Annotated in this window: 10 protein-coding genes; 6 read left to right on the forward strand and 4 right to left on the reverse strand. The window is 61.9% G+C overall.

Going from position 1 to position 19334, the window contains the following annotated elements:
* Nucleotides 1–20 precede the first annotated feature (20 nt).
* Complete coding sequence (locus ASN89_RS22840) at nt 21–821, forward strand: carbon-nitrogen hydrolase family protein (RefSeq protein ID WP_082654709.1); 801 nt, start codon at nt 21–23, stop codon at nt 819–821.
* A gap of 20 nt (nt 822–841) precedes the next feature.
* On the forward strand, nt 842–2302 hold the full coding sequence (gene tldD, locus ASN89_RS22845) for a metalloprotease TldD (RefSeq protein WP_058050878.1): 1461 nt from the start codon (nt 842–844) through the stop codon (nt 2300–2302).
* Nucleotides 2303–2473: 171 nt separating this feature from the next.
* On the opposite strand, the gene ASN89_RS22850 is transcribed toward tldD, so the two are convergent.
* The gene (locus ASN89_RS22850; protein WP_082127855.1) at nt 2474–5320 is read right to left on the reverse strand and encodes a TonB-dependent receptor; all 2847 of its coding nucleotides are present in this window, start codon (nt 5318–5320) and stop codon (nt 2474–2476) included.
* A 495-nt stretch (nt 5321–5815) separates the two neighbouring features.
* Here ASN89_RS22850 and aroG point away from each other — a divergent pair, with 495 nt between their 5' ends.
* Entirely contained in the window at nt 5816–6880 is a 1065-nt protein-coding gene (gene aroG, locus ASN89_RS22860; RefSeq protein WP_058050880.1) for a 3-deoxy-7-phosphoheptulonate synthase AroG, read from the forward strand.
* Between the two features lie 117 nt (nt 6881–6997).
* Here aroG and ASN89_RS22865 read toward each other — a convergent pair whose 3' ends face one another.
* The 3 genes from ASN89_RS22865 to ASN89_RS22875 all read right to left on the reverse strand — a co-directional run bounded on the left by ASN89_RS22865 (nt 6998) and on the right by ASN89_RS22875 (nt 15810).
* On the reverse strand, nt 6998–9544 hold the full coding sequence (locus ASN89_RS22865; RefSeq protein ID WP_235432988.1) for a TonB-dependent receptor: 2547 nt from the start codon (nt 9542–9544) through the stop codon (nt 6998–7000).
* A 459-nt stretch (nt 9545–10003) separates the two neighbouring features.
* Nucleotides 10004–12673, reverse strand: a complete 2670-nt coding sequence (locus ASN89_RS22870) for a TonB-dependent receptor (protein ID WP_058050881.1) — start codon at nt 12671–12673, stop codon at nt 10004–10006.
* A gap of 356 nt (nt 12674–13029) precedes the next feature.
* Nucleotides 13030–15810 carry a TonB-dependent receptor gene (locus ASN89_RS22875; RefSeq protein WP_058050884.1) on the reverse strand — a complete coding sequence of 927 codons (2781 nt, stop codon included), beginning with the start codon at nt 15808–15810 and terminating at the stop codon, nt 13030–13032.
* Nucleotides 15811–16432: 622 nt separating this feature from the next.
* Here ASN89_RS22875 and ASN89_RS22880 point away from each other — a divergent pair.
* The 3 genes from ASN89_RS22880 to ASN89_RS28785 form a co-directional block, all read left to right on the forward strand.
* A complete protein-coding gene (locus ASN89_RS22880; protein WP_058050882.1) occupies nt 16433–18271 on the forward strand; it encodes an ABC transporter substrate-binding protein in 1839 nt (612 codons plus the stop codon).
* A gap of 28 nt (nt 18272–18299) precedes the next feature.
* Nucleotides 18300–19238, forward strand: a complete 939-nt coding sequence (locus ASN89_RS22885) for an ABC transporter permease (RefSeq protein WP_034782513.1) — start codon at nt 18300–18302, stop codon at nt 19236–19238.
* A gap of 9 nt (nt 19239–19247) precedes the next feature.
* Nucleotides 19248–19334: hypothetical protein (locus ASN89_RS28785; protein ID WP_152988659.1), on the forward strand; the 87-nt coding region annotated here is incomplete at its 3' end.

Raw genomic sequence — 19334 nt, forward strand, 5'->3', positions numbered from 1 at the left:
CGAATGGATAAGAGGTGGCAATGATGCATACAGTCGCAGCAGTACAAATGATTTCCTCCCCCTCTGTGGAAGACAATCTGGCCACGGCGCGGCGCCTGGTGGCGCAGGCCGCCGCCGGTGGCGCGCAGCTGGTGGTGCTGCCCGAATACTGGGCCATCATGGGCAAGCAGGAAACGGACAAGCTGGCCCATGCGGAACAGCCCGGCAGCGGACCGATCCAGGACGGCATGGCGCAGATGGCGCGCCAGCACGGCATCTGGCTGATCGGCGGTACCTTGCCCCTGATTTCCGGTGAGGAGGGCAAGGTCCTCAATACAACGCTGGTGTACGACCCGCAAGGCGAGCCGGCCGGCCGCTACGACAAGATCCACCTGTTCGGTTTTAAGCGCGGCGCCGAGTCGTACAACGAATCGCGCACCATCGTGCCCGGCGCGCAGGTGCGTTCGATCGAGACGCCGTTCGGCCGCGTCGGCCTGTCCATCTGCTACGACCTGCGCTTTCCCGAACTGTACCGCGCCATGGGCGCTTGCGCGCTGATCGTCGTGCCGGCCGCGTTTACCCATACGACGGGCAGCGCCCATTGGGAAGTGCTGCTGCGCGCGCGCGCCATCGAAAACCAGTGCTATGTGCTGGCCTCGGCGCAGGGCGGCCTGCATCCGAACGGCCGGCGCACCTGGGGCCACAGCATGCTGATCGACCCGTGGGGCGAAGTGATCGCCGTGCTGCCCGAAGGCGAGGGCGTGGTCAGCGGCGAGATCGACCTGGTGTTTTTGGCCGGCGTGCGAGAGTCCTTGCCGGCCCTGACGCACCGCACCATGTAAATTGAATGTTGAGAAAAGCCATGATTCCATTTGAACCCAATCTGTCCAGTCTGGCCGTGGCGCGCGATATCCTGCTCACGCCGTTCGGCCTGGACGAAGACAAGCTGCTCAAAGCCCTGGGCACGATGTTTACGCACAAGGTCGACTATGCCGACCTGTATTTCCAGTCGACCAAGAGCGAAGGCTGGAGCCTGGAAGAGGGCATCGTCAAGACGGGCAGTTTTTCCATCGACCAGGGCGTGGGCGTGCGCGCCGTGTCCGGCGACAAGACGGCGTTTGCATATTCCGACGACATTTCCGAGCGGGCCCTGCTGGAAGCGGCGGCGGCCACGCGCACGATCGCGCGCGCCGGTGCCGGCAAAATCAAGATCGCCGGCCAGATGCAGCCGCAAGGCGGACGTTCCTTGTACCTGCCCAACGATCCGCTCGCGTCGCTGGACGCCACGGCCAAGGTGCAATTGCTCGAGCGCGTGGAAAAGATGGCGCGCGCGAAAGATCCCCGCGTGGTGCAAGTGATGGCGGGCCTGGCCGGCGAATACGACGTGGTGCTGGTGCTGCGCAGCGACGGCGTGCTGGCGGCCGATATCCGTCCTCTCGTGCGCGTGTCCCTGACCGTGATCGCGGAACAGAATGGTCGCCGCGAAACGGGCTCGGCCGGTGGTGGCGGGCGTTTCAGCTACGACTATTTCAGCGATGCCGTGCTGGAACAATACGCGACGGACGCCGTCAATTCGGCGCTGGTGAACCTGGAAGCGCGCCCGGCGCCCGCCGGCCCCATGACCATCGTGCTGGGCCCGGGCTGGCCCGGCATCCTGCTGCACGAAGCGATCGGCCATGGCCTGGAAGGCGATTTCAACCGCAAGGGCTCGTCCGCGTTTTCCGGACGCATCGGCGAACGCGTGGCCGCCAAGGGTGTTACCGTGGTCGATGACGGCACCCTGGCCGGTCGCCGCGGCTCGTTGAATATCGATGACGAGGGCAACCCCACGCAATGCACGACCCTGATCGAGGACGGCATCCTGAAGGGGTACATCCAGGACACGATGAACGCGCGCCTGATGAAGATGCCCGTGACGGGCAATGCGCGCCGCGAATCGTTCGCCCACCTGCCCATGCCGCGCATGACAAATACGTACATGCTGGGCGGCGACAAGGACCCGGGGGAGATCCTCGCGTCCGTCAAAAATGGTCTGTATGCTGTCAACTTCGGCGGCGGCCAGGTCGACATCACGAATGGCAAGTTCGTCTTCTCGGCCAGTGAAGCGTACATGATCGAAAACGGCAAGCTCAGCTACCCTGTCAAGGGCGCGACCCTGATCGGCAACGGCCCGGACGTGCTCAACCGCGTCTCCATGATCGGCAACGACATGCGCCTCGATTCGGGCGTGGGCGTGTGTGGCAAGGAGGGGCAGAGCGTGCCCGTGGGCGTGGGGCAGCCGACCTTGCGCCTTGATGGTATTACGGTTGGCGGCACGGCCTGATTTTTCGGGCACTGTGAGGCCAACATGGTTGTCGGATTACGCGCGGCTGCGCCCCGCTAATCCGACCTACATTTCTGGCATGCTGCTCGTGTACGTCGGGTTAGCGCAAAGCGCGTAACCCGACATCACCATCAAGCCAATCACCGGCGGCGCCAACACGGCTGCTGGATCTCAGAATTTATACTTCACCCCCGCACTGACAAAGCGTCCCGCCGCGCCCGCGTAGTCGAGCGGGTTGTAGCCCGTGGCGCCATACGTCAGCGGGTCGAGCGGGGCGATCTTGTCGAACAGGTTTTGTATCGTCGCAAACACTTCCAGCTTGGGCGTGGCCAGCCAGCGGGCCGTCAGGTCCACCGTGGTGAACGAGGCGATGCGGCAGCCGCGCGGCGCGTCCGTGCCGTCGGCGAAATGCGTGGCGCAGCCGTCCGGGTCGTTCTTGAAGCGGACATTGTCGAGCGGCGCGCGGTAGTTGACGTTGGCCGTGACCCGCCAGTTCTGGCGTTCCCAGGTGGCGCCCAGGTTGATGCGGTCGTCCGGCGTGCCCATGCAGTTGGAGATATCGCAATTGCCATGCGTGCCGGCAAAATCGCGCTGCGTGCCATCCTGTTCCGTGCGCAGCCATTTGTACAGATGCGTCCACTTCAGGTCGAAGGTCAGGCTGCCGTAGCCATGGTCGAGGTTGAAGCGCTGGCGGGCGTCGATATCGATGCCGCGCACCGTCGTTTGCGCCGAATTCACATAGTTGGCCAGCACGGCCGTGATGGCGCCCGGATCGCCGGGAATGCCGGTGGCCGTCGACGGGTCGCGCGCAACGTTGCCGGCGGCAATGGCCGCATCCGTTTGCTCCTGGTTGATTTCATTCTTGCGGCGGATTTGCCACAGGTCGACGGAAATGCTGCTGCGCGGCAGCGGGTCCCACACGGCACCGACGGAATAGCTGCGCGAACGTTCGGGCGACAGGTTCGGATTGGGCGACGTGATGACGGCGATCGGCGCGGGATCGCATGCCACTTCCACGCCCAGCGCGCAGCGCAGCGGATCGCTGGCAGTGGAGAACGCGGCCAGGCCACCGACGCCGTTTTCCGCCGCGCTCGGGGCGCGGAAGCCCTTGGCGAAGGTGCCGCGCAGGGCCAGTTCGCGCATGGGAGTCCATTTCACGCCCACTTTTGGCGTATAGGAATTGCCCACGTCGGTGAAATGGTCGGCGCGCAGGGCGCCCGACAGTTCCACGGTTTTCAGCACGGGCGCCAGCACCTCTGCGTAGATGGCCGAGGCATTGCGGCTGCCCTTGTAAGCGGAATAGCCGAGGCCGATGATATTGCCCCGCTCCGTGCCCGTGGTGGGCTTGAGTTGCGTCGATTCGTGGCGGAATTCGGCGCCCACGGCCAGGCCCAGGCTGCCGCCTTCCAGCTTGGCCACCTCGCGGCTGGCCTTGAAGTCGATCTGCGCGATATGCGTCTTGGCGTCGTTCGAGATGCGCGGCGCCAGGGCAGCGTACAGCTCGGGCGAATTGAGGCCTGCGTTTTCCGCGATGCGCCACAGGCTGCCGGCCGGCAGGGCCGCATACGCGGGGTTCAGGCTGGCCGCGGCCACGTTGGCGGCGGTCGGGTTGAGCAGGGCGAAGGCGACGTCGCGCTGCAGGTAGCCGTCCAGGTCGTTCGACACCTTGTTCTGCGAGTACAGGATGGCGCTGTCGATATCCCAGCCCGCCACGGTGCCCTTGATGCCGGCGACAAAGCGCGTGAAGGTGGAATTGACTTCCGACAGGCGCGGCCCCACATCGGCCGCCAGGTAGCGCAGCCGCGCCGCCGTGCCGAAATATGGATTGTCCGGGTGGGCGGCGCCGAGCGAGACGCCCGCATTGCTGACGGGGCCGCCCGGGTAGCCGACCGAGCCGCTGACCGTCGACGGCGTGGTGGCCGAATGCGATTCGCTGTGGTACACGTTCAACTCGGCATACGTTTGCAACGCCGGCGTCAGTTGCCAGGCGGCGCGGCCGAAGAAATTAATGTTCTTTTGCTTGGGCTGGATCTGGCTGTACTGCTGCGCGGCGTCGGTCAGGCAGCCGCCGCCCGGGTCGCCCTGCGGATGCGTGGTGAAGTTGCCGCAGGCGGCGCCGGGGAAGGTGCGCGTAAAACCCGCGCCGGCCAGGTTGCCGCGGTTGTAGTAGTCGAGCGTGTCGGGATTGCGCACATTGCCGTTGACGGCGCTGCCGGCCGCGTTGTTGGTGGTGATGGCGCCCGCGCCGCTGAGCGATTCCTGCGCGCTGAAGCCCAGGTCGCGCAAGTCGCCGCGTCCCACAGCGCCCCGTCCGGCCCGGTCGCGGTTCCAGATGGCGGCCTTTTCGCTGTACTCGAGGTTCAAGAGCACGTTGTAGCGGTCGCTGTCGATGTCGCCGAAGCCGTGCGTGATGGCGGCGCGCGCGTCGCGCCCGTCCCACTCCTTCGTCTTGCCGTAATTGCCCTTGATGGCCGTGCCCTGGTAGTCGCGCCGCAGGATCACGTTGACGACGCCGGCAATCGCGTCCGAACCATAGATGGCCGAGGCGCCATCCTTGAGGATTTCCACCCGTTCCACCGCTTCCAGGGGAATGATGTTCAGGTCGGCAAATACCTTCTGGCCATCGTCGGCCAGGCCATACGGAGCCACTCTGCGGCCGTTCAGCAGCACCAGGGTCGAGGCCGTGCCCAGGCCCCGCAGCGACACGCCGGAAGCGCCGGCGGCAAAGCCGTTGCCGAAGCTGGTGGGCACGGAACCCTGGTTGTCGACGGCCAGGGTCTGCAGCAGTTCGGCCACGCTGGACTTGCCCGATTTTTCAATGTCGGCCGCGTTCAGGGTTTGCACGGCGGACGCCGTTTCCGCCTGCGCGCGACGGATGTTCGAGCCGGTGATTTCCACGCGGGCAACGGGGGCAGCTTCCTGTGCCAAGACGGGCAGGGCGAGCAGGGCGCTTGCCAGGGCCAGGCCCATGCGTGGCGGTGAAAGCAGGGACGGATGGGCGGATTCTTTGTAGATCATGCGATTCTCCGGAAAGTCAGACAGGAAAAGGTGGGATGCACCTTGAAGTCTTGGCCGTGCGGCCTGGCGGGGATTCGATCTATATCAGTAGTGCGCCGCTTCCCGTGTTCAAAACGGGCTGGCGTGGCGTGCGCGCCACGGCGGCCTCAGCATTGTTGGCGGGCCGGTGCGCATCGGCAGCGCGCAACTTTTTATGCTTTTTGACGTATTTTGCAGTGTAAAACGGCGGCGGCATGCGGCTTTGCCGACAAATATGCTTGCCAACCCTTGCAATTTAGGTTTATAGTCGTTCATCACTTACGGATGACTCGCATGTTCGCTCGCCACTTTTTTACCGCTTATTTTTACTTTAGCAATTCCAACCCAAAGGCGGTGGAGTAGCGGTCGGTTCACGTAGCAGCAAAACGAGATCCCAGCAAATTCTAAAAAACCGCCACTGATGGCGGTTTTTTTTTACCCAGATGTTTTACCCATCCTTAAATTTTGGAGAAAATGATGCCCCGCACCGATGATTTGCGAATTCGCGAAATGAAGGAATTGACCCCGCCGTCCCACCTGATCCGCGAATTCGCCTGCTCGGAGCAAGCCGAACAGACCGCCGCCAGCGCCCGCATCGCCCTGCACCGTATCCTGCACGGCCAGGACGACCGCCTGATGGTGGTGATCGGGCCTTGCTCCATCCACGACACCAAGGCGGCGATGGAATATGCGCGCCTGCTGGTCAAGGAGCGCGCGCGTTTCGCGGGCGAGCTGGAAATCGTCATGCGCGTCTACTTCGAGAAACCGCGCACCACGGTGGGCTGGAAGGGCCTGATCAACGATCCGTACATGGACAACAGCTTCCGCATCAACGACGGCTTGCGCATGGCGCGCGAACTGTTGCGCGATATCAATGAACTGGGCTTGCCGGCCGGTACCGAGTTCCTCGACGTGATCAGTCCGCAATACATCGCCGACCTGATCAGCTGGGGCGCCATCGGCGCGCGCACGACGGAATCGCAGGTGCACCGCGAACTGGCGTCGGGATTGTCCTGTCCCGTCGGCTTCAAGAATGGCACTGACGGCAATGTGAAAATCGCCGTGGAAGCCATCAAGGCGGCCTCGCAGCCGCACCATTTTCTTTCCGTCACGAAGGGCGGCCACTCGGCCATCGTCTCGACCAACGGCAACGAGGATTGCCACATCATCTTGCGCGGCGGCAAAACGCCGAACTATGACGCGGCCAGCGTGGACGACGCTTGCAAGGCCATCGCGGCGCAAGGCCTGGCGGCGCGCCTGATGATCGACGCCTCGCATGCGAACAGCTCGAAAAAACCGGAAAACCAGATTCCCGTGTGCGCCGACATCGCCGCGCAGGTGGCGGGCGGCGACGACCGCATCGTCGGCGTGATGGTGGAGTCGCACCTGGTGGCGGGGCGTCAGGATTTGATTCCGGGCAAGGAATTGATCTACGGCCAGTCCGTCACGGATGGCTGCATCGACTGGAGCGCCAGCGTGGCCGTGCTGGAAAACCTGGCGCAAGCCGTGAAGCAGCGCCGCCTGAAGGGCGACGCGGAATAAAGTGACGTGGCGCGCAGCATGAAAAAAAGCTCGGAAAGCTAAGCTTTCCGGGCTTTTTCATTTCATTCAAGACGTCTGACAGAAGCGTAGCGAGTGGCTAGCTTATGTCAGGTGTATTTAGAACTTGTAGGTCGCGCGCACGTAGAAAGTACGGCCCAGCGGATCGGCGTAACGCGGATCGTAGCCGGACTGGAAGGTGCCGATCTGGTTACTGAACGGTGGATCTTCGTTCAGCAGGTTTTTCACGCCCACGGTGACTTCGGTGTTCTTGAAGCCCGAGTACGCGCCCGACAGCGACCATACCGAGTAAGCCTTGACGCTTTGCTCGAATTGCGGATCGACATAGTTCTGGTCGCGGTAGCCGCTCATGTACTTGTTCGACAGCGTGGCGTTCCACTTGTCCAGATTCCATTGCAGGGAGGCATTGTGTCTCCAGCGGAATACCGGTGCATTGTCGCCATAGACGCCCACGTTTTGCACGAATTCGCCGCCGCGTTCGTTCTGGTACTCATACTTCTGTACCCAGGTGCCGTCGAAGTTGAAGGTGAAGTTGCCGTACTGGCTGCGTGGCAATTTCCAGTTCAGGCCCAGGTCGATGCCCGAGGTGTGCATTTCGCCCAGGTTGCCCAGGGTGGCCAGCACGTAGTCGAGCTTGCCGTCAGCCGTGTAGATGAAGTTGCTTTGATATTTATCGTAGTTGTCGAACAGAGTCTGTTCGGCCACGGTGCCGATCTTGTCGCGCAACTTGATCTTGAAGTAATCGAGCGACACGGTGACCGACTTGACAGGCTCGATGACGATACCGGCGCTGAAGGTCTTCGATTTTTCCGGGCCGACGTCCGGATTGCCGCCCGAACGGATGTATTGCTGCGCGCCGCAGGCGACGTTGCTGTTGGCGCCAGGGATCGGTACGCCGCCCGGGCACAGGCGTGGATCGTCGTATTTGTTGGCCGTGAAGGTCTTGGTTTGCGGACCATGCAGGTCATACAGCGTTGGCGCGCGGAAACCTGTGTTGTAGGAGCCGCGCAGCAGCACCTGGCTCGTTGGCTGCCAGCGTACGCCGACTTTCGGGTTGAAGCTGCCGCCGACGTCGTTGTAGTGGTCATAACGTGCTGCCAGCGACAGTTCCAGGTCTTTTACGACAGGAATGCTCAGTTCCGTGAAGATGGCGGCGATGTTGCGGCTGCCCGATTGGTTCTGCGCTTCGGCGTAGCCGGAGCTCGACGCCTGGCCAGCCAGGTCGCGGTTCACATTGTATTCCGCCTTGTCGTTACGGAATTCCGTACCGACGGCGAAGCCGACGGCACCTGCCGGCAGGGTGAACAGTTCACGGCTGACTTTGGCGTCGACCGCGGTGCTGGTCATCTTGGCGCTCAGGTACTCGCCTTTCAGGACGGAGTCATTCAGGTAGGCCTGGCCGGCGGCGCTCTGCTCGCCGAACGGATTCAGGATGCCATTGCCAATGCCGTCGATGATACGCTGGTCATTCAGGTAGCCGCCCGTGAAGGCGCTGGTGGCCTTGCTGACGGAGTAGCTCAGGCCGACGTTGTAGTCCCACGCGCCCAGGACGCCTTCGGAGGCCAGTACCAGGCGGTCCGAGGTGCTGGTGTCGAAGCCGCTGCGCTGGCCCGACGCCACTGGACGCCAGCTGATGTCCAGCGGTTCGCCCGACAGGCCTGCCATGGCTGGCACGCCGCCGCTGCCGCCCGGGTAGTATGGCGAGCTCGACGACATGAGGATGCCGATGTTCGACATTGGCGGCGGCGAGATGCGCGCTTCGTTGGTGCTGCGCGAGTGCAGGTATTCGATGGTGGCCAGGTGATCCTGGTTCAGCTTGAAGCTGGCCTTGCCCAGGAAGGATTCCTGCTGGGTTTTCGGGATGGCCTGGATGAATGGCGTGACATCCATGGCGCAGGTGCTCTTGCCCGAGGTATTCTTGTACAGGTTTTCACCCACGCAACCGCCGGCGAAAGCCGGGTTGCCGATCAGGCCATTGCCCGTATCGTAGAAGTTGGCCGGGAAGGTGGTGCCGCTCAGGTTATCCACGCCCTTGCTCGGGATGTAGCCGCTCTTCGAGAAGGAACGGTCGGCCGTGCTCAGCGCCGACTGGCGATGCACGTCGACAACGCCGAAGACGTTGAAGCCATCTTTGTTCAGGTCGCCATAGCCGCCGGACAGGTTCAGGCGCGACTCGTCGCCGCCGCCCGATTTCTGTGGCTCGTAATGTTCGACCGTGACGGAGCCGCCTTTGACGGAACGCTTGGTGATGAAGTTGATCACGCCGCCGATGGCGTCGGTGCCGTAGATGGCGGAAGCGCCGTCACGCAGCACTTCGACACGCTCCAGGGCGGAAATAGGGATGATGTTCAGGTCGACGGACGAACCGTTGAACGGGTGGCTGGCGATACGGCGGCCGTTCAGCAGGACCAGGGTCTTGTCGCCGCCGATGCCGCGCAGGTCGGCGACGGACTGGCCGCCCGTACCGGAGCCAACGGATTGCGAGCTGCTTTGCGAGCTCTGATTCATGGAAATGGTGGACAGGACTTCTTGTGCCGTCGTCAAGCCTTGCTTGGCGAAATCGTCAGCCTTGATCGAGGTGATCGGCAGCGCTGTCTCCGATGCCAGACGCTTGATGCTCGAACCCGTGACTTCGACACGTTGCATGGGTGCATCTGTTGTTTCTTGCGCATACGCGGCGTGCATGCCCAGGGCCAAACTGCCAGCAAACATCAGGCGCAGCGACCGCGATATTACATTTTCTATCATCATCTGAAATTCCTTGTTATTGTGATAAAGGCGGCAATTATTTTGAAATAACTTGTTGCTTACTAACAATTTATTTGCCTTTTTACAAATCCACCAATGAAAATTCTGTAAATTTTCAGGGCCCTCATCAAAACATTCACGATTCAGATTGTCAATTTCGTGCGGACTTTTTGGACGAAATGCAACATATTGCTATTTTTTTTGCATTAGTTCAGGAATAAAATATCGTCAACCCTTGTCAGGCGCACTCAGGCGCGTAAAATAAAACGGCGCACAGCATCTCTGCTGGCGCCGTCTTCGTGCTGCAGGCAAACGCTTGCCAGCGCCGCCCCGTTGATCCTGTTTTGCCAATCTCCCTTAGAACGTATAGCTGCCGCGCAAGTAGTAGGCGCGCCCGAGCGGGTCTGTATAGCGCGGGTCATAGCCTTTCTGGAACAAGGTGCCCTGGTTCGAGAACGGCGGTTCCTTGTCGAACAGGTTTTTCACGCCGGCCGTCAGCAACAAGCCTTTCCATGTGTAGCTGCCGGACACGTTCAGCAGGCTGTAGGAAGGCACATCGTGGCGGAATTGCGGGTCCACCTGGTTCTGATCCGTGTAGCTGGACTTGAACGATTGCGACACGGTGGCGCCCCAGTTGCCCAGGCGCCAGTTCAGCGCCGCCGTATGTTTCCAGCGGAATACGGGATTGTTGTCCGCGTAGCGGCCCACGTTGGCGATGAATTCGCCGCCGCGCTCGTTCTGGTAGTCATACTTGTGGGTCCAGGTGCCATCGACCGACACACTGAAATCGCCATAGGCGCCACGGCCCAGGCGCGCATTCAGGCTGACGTCGATACCGTCCGTTTTTACTTCCCCGAGGTTGTCGTTCAAGTCCAGGATGGCGAAGGGCGAACCATCGGGATTGCGCAGGAACAAGGCCTTGTATTTTTCATAGTTGCCGTAGATGGATTGTTCGGGCAAGGAGGAAATCTTGTCCTTCAGGTGGATGTTCCAGTAATCGACGGCGAGCGTGACTTCCTTGATCGGTTCGAGCACGAAGCCGACGGCGAAGGTGGTGGATTTTTCCGGTTTCAGCTTTTCATTGCCGCCTTGCAGCTTGAATTGCTGCAAGTCGCAATCGCGCAGGGGGTTGGCGCCCGGTTGCGGCACGCCGCCCGGGCAGAGGATGGGGTCATCGTAGGAATCGTTGGTATCGTTCTTCGACGGCGGTGCATTCTTTTCAAATAAGGTGGGAGCGCGGAAACCCGTGCTGGCCGAGCCGCGCAGCACCAGCGCGTTGCTGGCCTGGTAGCGCAGGGCCAGCTTGGGATTGGTGGTGCTGCCCACGTCGCTGTAGTGGTCGAAGCGGGCCGCCAGCTGCACTTCCAGGTCCTTGATCAGCGGCAAGTTGACTTCGCCGAAGACGGCCTGGATCGTGCGCGATCCGCTCTTCGACAGCGAACCGGACAGGCCGGAACTGGCGGCCTGGCCGGCAATGTCGCGGTTCACGTTGAAGTCGGCTTTTTCACGTCGCAGTTCGCCGCCCAGGGCGATGGCCAGCGGGCCGCCGGCCAATTGCATCAGTTCGCGGCTGCCCTTGATGTCGAAGCCCGTGGTGGTGACCTTGGCGTTCTGCACCTCGCCGCGCAGGGCCGTGCTGTCGAGGTAAGCCTTGCCGGCCGCATCCTGCACGCCAAACGGGTTCAGGATGCCGTTCAGCACGCCGGCGGCAAAGCCCGCATCCTGCACGTAGCCACCGGTGAATTTTTCCGATGATTTGCTGATCGCGTGGCTCAGGCCCGTCTTGTAGTCCCAGCCCGCCAGTTCGCCTTCGAGGGCCAGCACCAGGCGGTCGGCCTTGCCGTCCGAGTCGATCTGCCGCTGGCCCGCTTCCACGGGACGCCAGTTGACGCTCAGCGGCTGGCCCGACAAGCCCGGCTGGGCCGGCACGCCGCCCGCATTGCCCGGATAGTATTTGCTGGTGTTGGGCAGAATCAAGCCTGTTTGCGGCGGCGGCGCCGTGCGCGCCTTCACCTTGTTTTCCGAATGCAGGTATTCCACCGTGGCCAGGTGGCCGCCGCCGAGCTTGAAGGCGCCCTTGCCGAAAAAGGCCAGCTGTTCCTGGGCGGGCAAGTTGTCGATCTGGCGCGTGTAATCCTGACGGCAGGTGCCGTTGGCGGCGGCTACCGACAAGGGGGGCAGACAGCCGCTGGCCGCGTAGGGATTGCCGGCCAGGCCGTCGCCGCCGTTGGCTGCCGCATCAAAATAATTGCCGGGGAAAGTCGTGCCGCTGGTAATGGACAGGCCGCGCGAGGGGACGATGCCGGTCGCCGAGAAGGCGCGGTCCTGCGAGGTGAGCACTTTTTGCTTGTGATAGTCGAGCACGCCGAAAATATTGTAGCCGTCCGTGTCGAGCTTGCCGAAACCCGTCGACAGGTTGACGCGGTGCTCGCCGCCGCCCTTGTGTTCGGGCGCGATGACCTCGGCGGTGATATTCGTGACATTCACCGAGCGCTTGGTGATGAAGTTGATGACGCCGCCGATGGCGTCCGTGCCGTAGATGGCCGAAGCGCCGTCGCGCAGCACTTCGACACGTTCCAGGGCGGCGATGGGGATGATGTTCAGGTCGACGCTGGCGCCGTCGTACGGATGGTTGGCGATGCGCCGGCCGTTGAGCAGCACCAGGGTCTTGTCGCCGCCCAGGCCGCGCAAGTCGGCGCTGGCCTGGCCGCCCGTGGGCAAGCCGCTGGTATTGCCGCCGACGGCATTGCCGCTGCCCATGCTGGAGGAATTGGAGGGGATCTTGCTGAGCACTTCCTGGGCCGTCGTCAGGCCCTGTTTGGCAAAATCCTCGGCCTTGAAGATGGACAGCGGCGTGGCCGTTTCCGAAACGAGGCGCTTGATGGAGGAACCGGTGACTTCGACGCGCTGCATGCTGCTCGTGTCGCTGGCTTCTTGCGCCAGCACCTGCTGGCTGAGCAGGCTGGCGGCAAGGCCGCTGGCGCAGATCAAACGGATGGAACGGGACAGGCGTGTTTCTCTGATCATGTTCAAGACTCCTGGAAAAGCGGTTGGCTAGAAGGGCAAGAACGGCCGCGCTGGTTGGCGCACCGAGAACATTGAAAAGTATTTATATCTTTTCAAGCGATCCACTGTAATGAGCTGTAAAAGTCCTTGTCAACATGGCACACAGGTTTGTGTGCCTAAACAACGCAGTGCACGATAGGCACTGATTTGGAACAAAGAAGGTGCATTTTGTGCCGCATTTTTGACGAGGCTGCCATCGCCCTCGCGCGCAAAATAAAAAACGCCCGCTGCAGTGCAACGGGCGTTGGTGTGGATGGCATGACGATAGTGACGCAGCCTTGCCGGCCCAGGCTGCGCTTGGCAGCCTGGGCGGACGCTTAGAAGAACTTGTAGCTGGCGCCCAGTTTGAAGTAGCGGCCGATGGCGCCGCTGGCATCCATCGGGTTGTAGCTCATGCCGCCGTAGGTCAGCGGGTCGAGCGGCGCGATCTTGTCGGTCACGTTGTTGATCGAGGCAAACAATTGCAATTGTTTGTTGACGTTCCAACGGCTCGACAGGTCGAGCGTGGTGAACGAGGCGATCTTGCAACCGTTTGGCGCCGCTGTGCCGTCGGCCAGTTTGGAAGCGCACGGCTTGCCTTCAAACAGGATGTTCTTCATGTCCGAACGGTAGTTCAGCACGCCGCTGACGTTCCAGTTGCCCAGGTCCCACGAGCCGGTCAGATTGATCTTGTCCTTCGGCGTGCCGGCGCAGTTGGAGGTGTCGCAATTGCCATGCGTGCCGGCGAACTGGTAGCGCACGGTGGACGACTCGGCCCGCACCCACGAAGCGATGTGGGTCCAGGTCAGGCCGAACGTGGCGCGGCCGTAGTCGCCCAGGCGCACGCGCTGCTTGACGTCCAGGTCGATCCCCTTGATCTCCGTGAAGCTGGAGTTGCGGTACGGCGCCTTGGTGATCAGCAAGGTGCCCGTGTTCGGCGTGACGACGCCATTGATGGTCAGGTTGTTGTCGGCGCGGATGGCCGTCGGCAGGGCGGCCGCTTCGTTGTACGGCAGCGGGTTGATTTCGTTTTCACGCTTGATCTTCCAGGCATCGAGCGACAGGCTGGTATCGTTGAACGGATCCCACACCAGGCCCAGGGTATAGCCCTTGGATTTTTCCGGCTTGAGGCTGGGGTCGCCGATCTTGACGGCCGCCACTTGCAGTTCGCAGTCGCTGGCATTGGCGCCCGGCAAGCGGGTGCCGCCCGGGCAGCGCACGGGATCGCTTACGGTCGAGGTGCCCGTCGATTGCGAATTGGCGTTGCTTTCGGCAGGACCCGGCGCGCGGAAGCCTTCCGAATACGTGCCGCGCACGGCGAAGGTTTTCAGCGGCGTCCACTTGGCGCCCAGTTTCGGCGTGGTCGACGAGAAACGGTCATATTTGTCGTAACGCAAGGCGCCCGACAGTTCCACCGTCTTGATGACGGGCGCCAGTACTTCGAGGAACACGGCCGAGACCTTGCTGTCGCCCTTGGCTGCCACGTAGCTGGAGTTGATGGAACCGTTTTCCGTGCCCGACAGCGATGGATTGTCGAGCTTGTCGCGGCGGTGTTCCGCGCCCACGGCCAGGCCCAGGGCGCCGCCCGGCAACTGCATCAGTTCGCGCGACGCCTTGAAGTCGATGATGTCGAGCTTGGTGGTGGAATCGGAGGTGGCGTTCGTCACCATGGCCGCGTACAGCGAGGCCGGATTCTTGCCCGCCTGCGCGCCGATGTAGTACGGGAAATACTTGCTGTTCGGATTGCCCAGCGCATCCTTGACGACGGCCATGTTCAGCATGTTGCTGTAGTCGAGGTGCAGCTTCGATTCCGAATGCGTATAGCCGGCATCGTAGTCCCAGCCCATGGCGTTGCCCTTGACGCCGAGCACGATGCGGTTGAACTCGTTGTTGGCCTGGCGCGTGCTGGCGCCCACGTCGAAGGCCTGGTAGCGCACGCGCACCGGCACGCCATACGGATTTTGCGGGTGGTTGGCGGCCAGCACGATGGTGGTGCCGGCGCCGGAACCGTAGTTGACGACGCCAGTCGGGCTGGTGGCGTTCGGCGGGAAGGCGATGGTCGGCGTGATCGATGCCGGTATCAGGGTGAAGGCCGTATCGCGCTTCGAGTAGCCCGCTTCCGCGTACACCTGGGTATCGGCGTTGACTTGCCAGGTGCCGCGCGTGTACAGGTTGATCGATTCGATCTTCGGTTGCATCGAGCGGAACTGGTCGTGGTGCCACAGACAGCCGCCCTTCGGATCTTGCGGTGAAGACACGGACAAGGTCGAGCAGCCGGGCAGGGCCACATAGTTGTTGGTGACGGGATCGCGGATCAGGCCCACCGGCGAGGCATTCGCGTCGTTGTTGCCATTGATGTAGCCGCCGGCGAACTGGGTGTTGATCGCATAGCCATACGGACGCAGGTCGGCCTTGCCTATCCATTTGCGGCCGGAGCGCTCGTTGTTCATCAGCATGTCCGATTTGGTGTATTCGGCATTGAGGACGACATTGAATTTATCCGTATCCAGGTTGCCCTTGCCGAAGGTCAGCGAGGCGCGGTGCTGCTTGGCGTCGCTGTCGCCGGAGATGCCCGTGTCGCCTTTCAGGGTCAGGCCTTCGAAGTCCTTGCGCAGGATGATGTTGACGACGCCGGCGATGGCGTCCGCGCCGTAGGTCGAGGAGGCGCCGTCTTTCAGGATTTCGATACGCTCGACGATCTGCATCGGCACGGTGGACAGGTCGGTAAAGCTCTTCTGGCCGTCATCGGCGCGCGCGAACGGCGCCATGCGGCGGCCATTGAGCAAGACCAGGGTCGAGGTGGCGCCCAGGCCGCGCAGCGAGATGGCCGTGGAGCCGGCGGCAAAGCCGTTGCCGAAGCCCGTCGGCAGGGAGCCGGCGCCATCGGCGGTCAGGGTTTGCAGGTATTCGGCGACGGTGGCCTTGCCCGATTTCATCAAGTCATCGCGGGTGATGACCTGTACCGGCGATGCGGTCTCGGCCGTGGCCCGTTTGATGCTCGATCCTGTAATTTCCACACGTTGTACATTGGCGTCTTGCGCCATTGCCGGCGCAGCCATCATGCCTAGGCTGAGCGCTGCTACGCTACCCGAAAAAATCAGGCGTACGGAGCGGGACATCACTGTTTCCATCATCATTCTCAAACTCCGAAAGTGTGCTCGGCTGGCCCTTGTGCGGCACAGCTTTGCCAGGGTGATAAAGATTGCTGCGTCGGCAATCGCTGTGGATCAAACGGCATATCGTGTGAGTTGCCGCCATTGATAAGACCATTTGCCGTGAAACCTTGTCAACGCGCAAATGGGACATTTCGGGATGGAAACAACAGTGTTTTTTATAATGTTTGGATGTTTCAGTATTGGCAATTATTTTGATGCTGCACTGCGCTATGCGTTTTCTGCCCGCCGATAAAAAGTGCGCTCATTCACGGACATAAGGGTTTCTACCAATGCGCTTTTGCGCGGCATTGGCCAGGCTATGTTGCGGCGCGGCAAATTTCCCCGGCAGCGCCGGTGCTTGTTGCTGCGCACGCCAGAAGTGCCGCGGCTTTTCGCCCGGCGAACAGAATATGCGTTATCGTTACGCGTTTTCCAGCGCGTCAATGCATCGGCGCGGCTGGCTGCGAACAAGGCATAGATCTTGCGAGGATGGACTGGTTTTGGCGGTGGAATCCTGTATCCCAGGGGGAAGCCAGTACAAGCGCACCAATACGGTGCGACAGATAATCGAGATGAAGGGTATTACATGAAGTCACCATGGATGCGGCGCGTGGCGCTGCTCGCCTGCCTGGCCACCCTGCCGCTGGCGGCCGTGGCCGTTGACGCCGCCCCTGCGGCCGCGCCGGTCAAAACCTTGCGCTATATCCTGCCGGCCGCCGAGACGGGCTTCGATCCGGCCACCGCGCGCGACCTGTATTCGAACCACATCACGCAGGCCGTCTTCGACACCCTGTACACCTATGATTACCTGGCGCGCCCCGTCAAGGTGGTGCCCGGCGCGGCGGCCGCCATGCCGGAAGTGTCGGCCGACGGCAAGACCTACACCATCCGCCTGAAAAAAGGCATCCTATACACGCCCGACGCCGCGTTCGGCGGCAAGCGCCGCGAACTGACGATGGCCGATTACGTGTATTCATGGAAGCGCCTGTTCGACCCGCGCCTGGCCTCGCCGCACACCTGGCTGCTCGAAGGCAAGGTGGTGGGGCTGGACGACCTGGCCAAGGACGCGGCCAAGGCGAACAAGTTTGACTACAGCAAGAAGGTGGCCGGCCTGGAAATCCTCGACCCGTACACCTTGCGTATCACGCTGACCAAGACCGATTTCAATTTCCCCATGATCCTCGCCTACGTGCCGACGGCGGCGCTGGCGCGCGAAGTGGTGGAAAAGTATGGCGACGTGAAGGGGGAAGTGGGTTCGAATCCCGTCGGCACCGGCTACTACACGCTCGGGGAATGGACGCGCGGCAACCGCATCGTCCTGAACCGCAACCCGCAGCACTTGCCGGAAACGTGGAATTTCCTGGCCGGCGACGACCCGGACGACCAGCGCATCGTGCGCCAGATGCAGGGCAAGCGCATTCCCGCCATCGACCGCATCGAAATTTCCGTGATGATCGAAGACCAGTCGCGCTGGCTGTCGTTCCAGAGCGGCGGCACGGACGTGTTCTGGCTCGATGGCCCGCTGGCGCCGAAAGCGATGCTCAACGGCAAGCTGCGTCCCGAACTGGCGGAGAAGGGCGTGCAACTGTCGCGCCTGCTGGACCCGGAAATCAGCTATTACTACTGGAATATGGAAGACCCGACCCTGGGCGGTTTCAGCAAGGAAAAGATCGCGCTGCGCCGTGCCATTGCAATGGCGCACAATATCGATGAAGAAATCCGCATCATCTGGAATGGCCAGGCCAAGCGCCTCGACTATCCGATCCCTCCGGGCGTGGTGGGTTACGATCCGCACTACAAATCCCTGCTGCAATACGATCCCGTGCTGGCGAATAAATTGCTGGATAAATTCGGCTACAAGAAGGGCGCCGACGGCTGGCGTACTTTGCCCGACGGCAAGCCGCTCTTGATCCGCTACGCTTCGCGCAACGAAGCCAATGGCGTGCTGCAGGCGGAAATGTGGCGCAAGACCTACAACTCGCTGGGCATCCGCATGGAAAACGACCGCATGATCTTTTCCGACATTTTAAAGACGGAAAAGCAGTGCAAGATGCAGTCGCGCACGGCGCAATGGCTGGCCGACTATCCGGACGGCGACAACTTCATGCAGCTGTTCTACGGCCCGAACACGCACCAGAACAACAATGGCTGCTACCAGGACCCTGAATATGACAAATGGTACGCGGCCAGCCAGTCCATGCCGGCCAGCCCCGAGCGCGATGCGCTGTACCACCAGATGGCGCGCCGCCTGGAAGTGAACGCGGGCGCCCTGATCGGCTATGCGCGCTACCGCAATATGCTGGCGCAAAAGTCGGTGCTTGGCTACAAGAAGCACCCGATCCTGTTCCAGGAGTGGGCCTTCATGGATATCGACAGCACGGGTGCGCCGGTGGCGCCAGCCCCTGCGGCCTCGGCCAATAAATAAGCGCAGCTTATAAAAACAAGGAATCATTATGTTCGCTTATATCCTGCGCCGCCTGTGGCAGATGCTGCCCACCATGCTGGGCGTCGTCCTGCTGGTGTTTATCCTGTTTAACTGGGTGGGCGGCGACCCCGCCTACATCCTGGCCGGCAAGATGTCTAGTGCGGAAAGCATCGCCAACATCCGCCGCCAGCTCGGTGTCGACCAGCCGTATTACGTGCAGCTGTGGATCTTCATCAAGCAGATCGTCACGTTCGACTTCGGCCAGAGCTGGGCCACGGGGGAATCCGTGTCGCACATCATCACGTCGCGCCTGGGGCCGTCGATGATGGTCCTGATCCCGCTGACCGTGCTGGAAACGTTCTTTGGCGTGGCGCTGGCGCTGGCCATCGCTTTCGTGCGCGGCTCGCTGACGGACCGCGCCGTCATGATCGCCTGCACGGTGGGCATGTCGATTTCCATTCTCGTCTACATCATCGTCTTCCAGTACGGCTTTGCTTATAAACTGGGCCTGTTCCCCGTGCAGGGCTGGGGCGACAGCTTCTGGGAAAACCTGCTGCGTTATTCGACCTTGCCGATCCTGATCGGCCTGGCAGTGTCCATCGCGCCGACCCTGCGCCTGTTCCGCACCTTCGTGCTGGACGAGGCGAACCAGGATTACGTGCGCACGGCGCGCGCCAAGGGCCTCAAGGAAGGGCGCATCATGTGGGTGCACGTACTGCGCAACGCCGGCATCCCCATCATTACCTATGTGATGTCGAACTTGCCGGCCCTGCTGATTGGCGCTTTCCTGCTCGAGCGCTTCTTCGGCATCCCCGGCATCGGGCGTGAAGTGATTTTGGCTGTCGAGCGCAGCGACTTTCCGGTGATCAAGGCGATCACCGTGTACGTTGCCGCCGCCACCATGCTCTTCAACCTGCTCACCGACCTGCTGTACCAGGCGGTCGATCCTCGCGTACAACTGAAGTAGAAAGAGACGATGTCGAAACCTCATACATCGCCCGGCCTGTGGGCCCTGGCGTGGCGCCGTTTGCGCGGCGACAAGATTGCAATGGTATCGCTGGCC

It is taken from the genome of Janthinobacterium sp. Ant5-2-1, assembly GCF_001445815.1.
In the GTDB taxonomy this organism is placed as follows: Bacteria; Pseudomonadota; Gammaproteobacteria; order Burkholderiales; family Burkholderiaceae_D; genus Janthinobacterium; species Janthinobacterium lividum_E.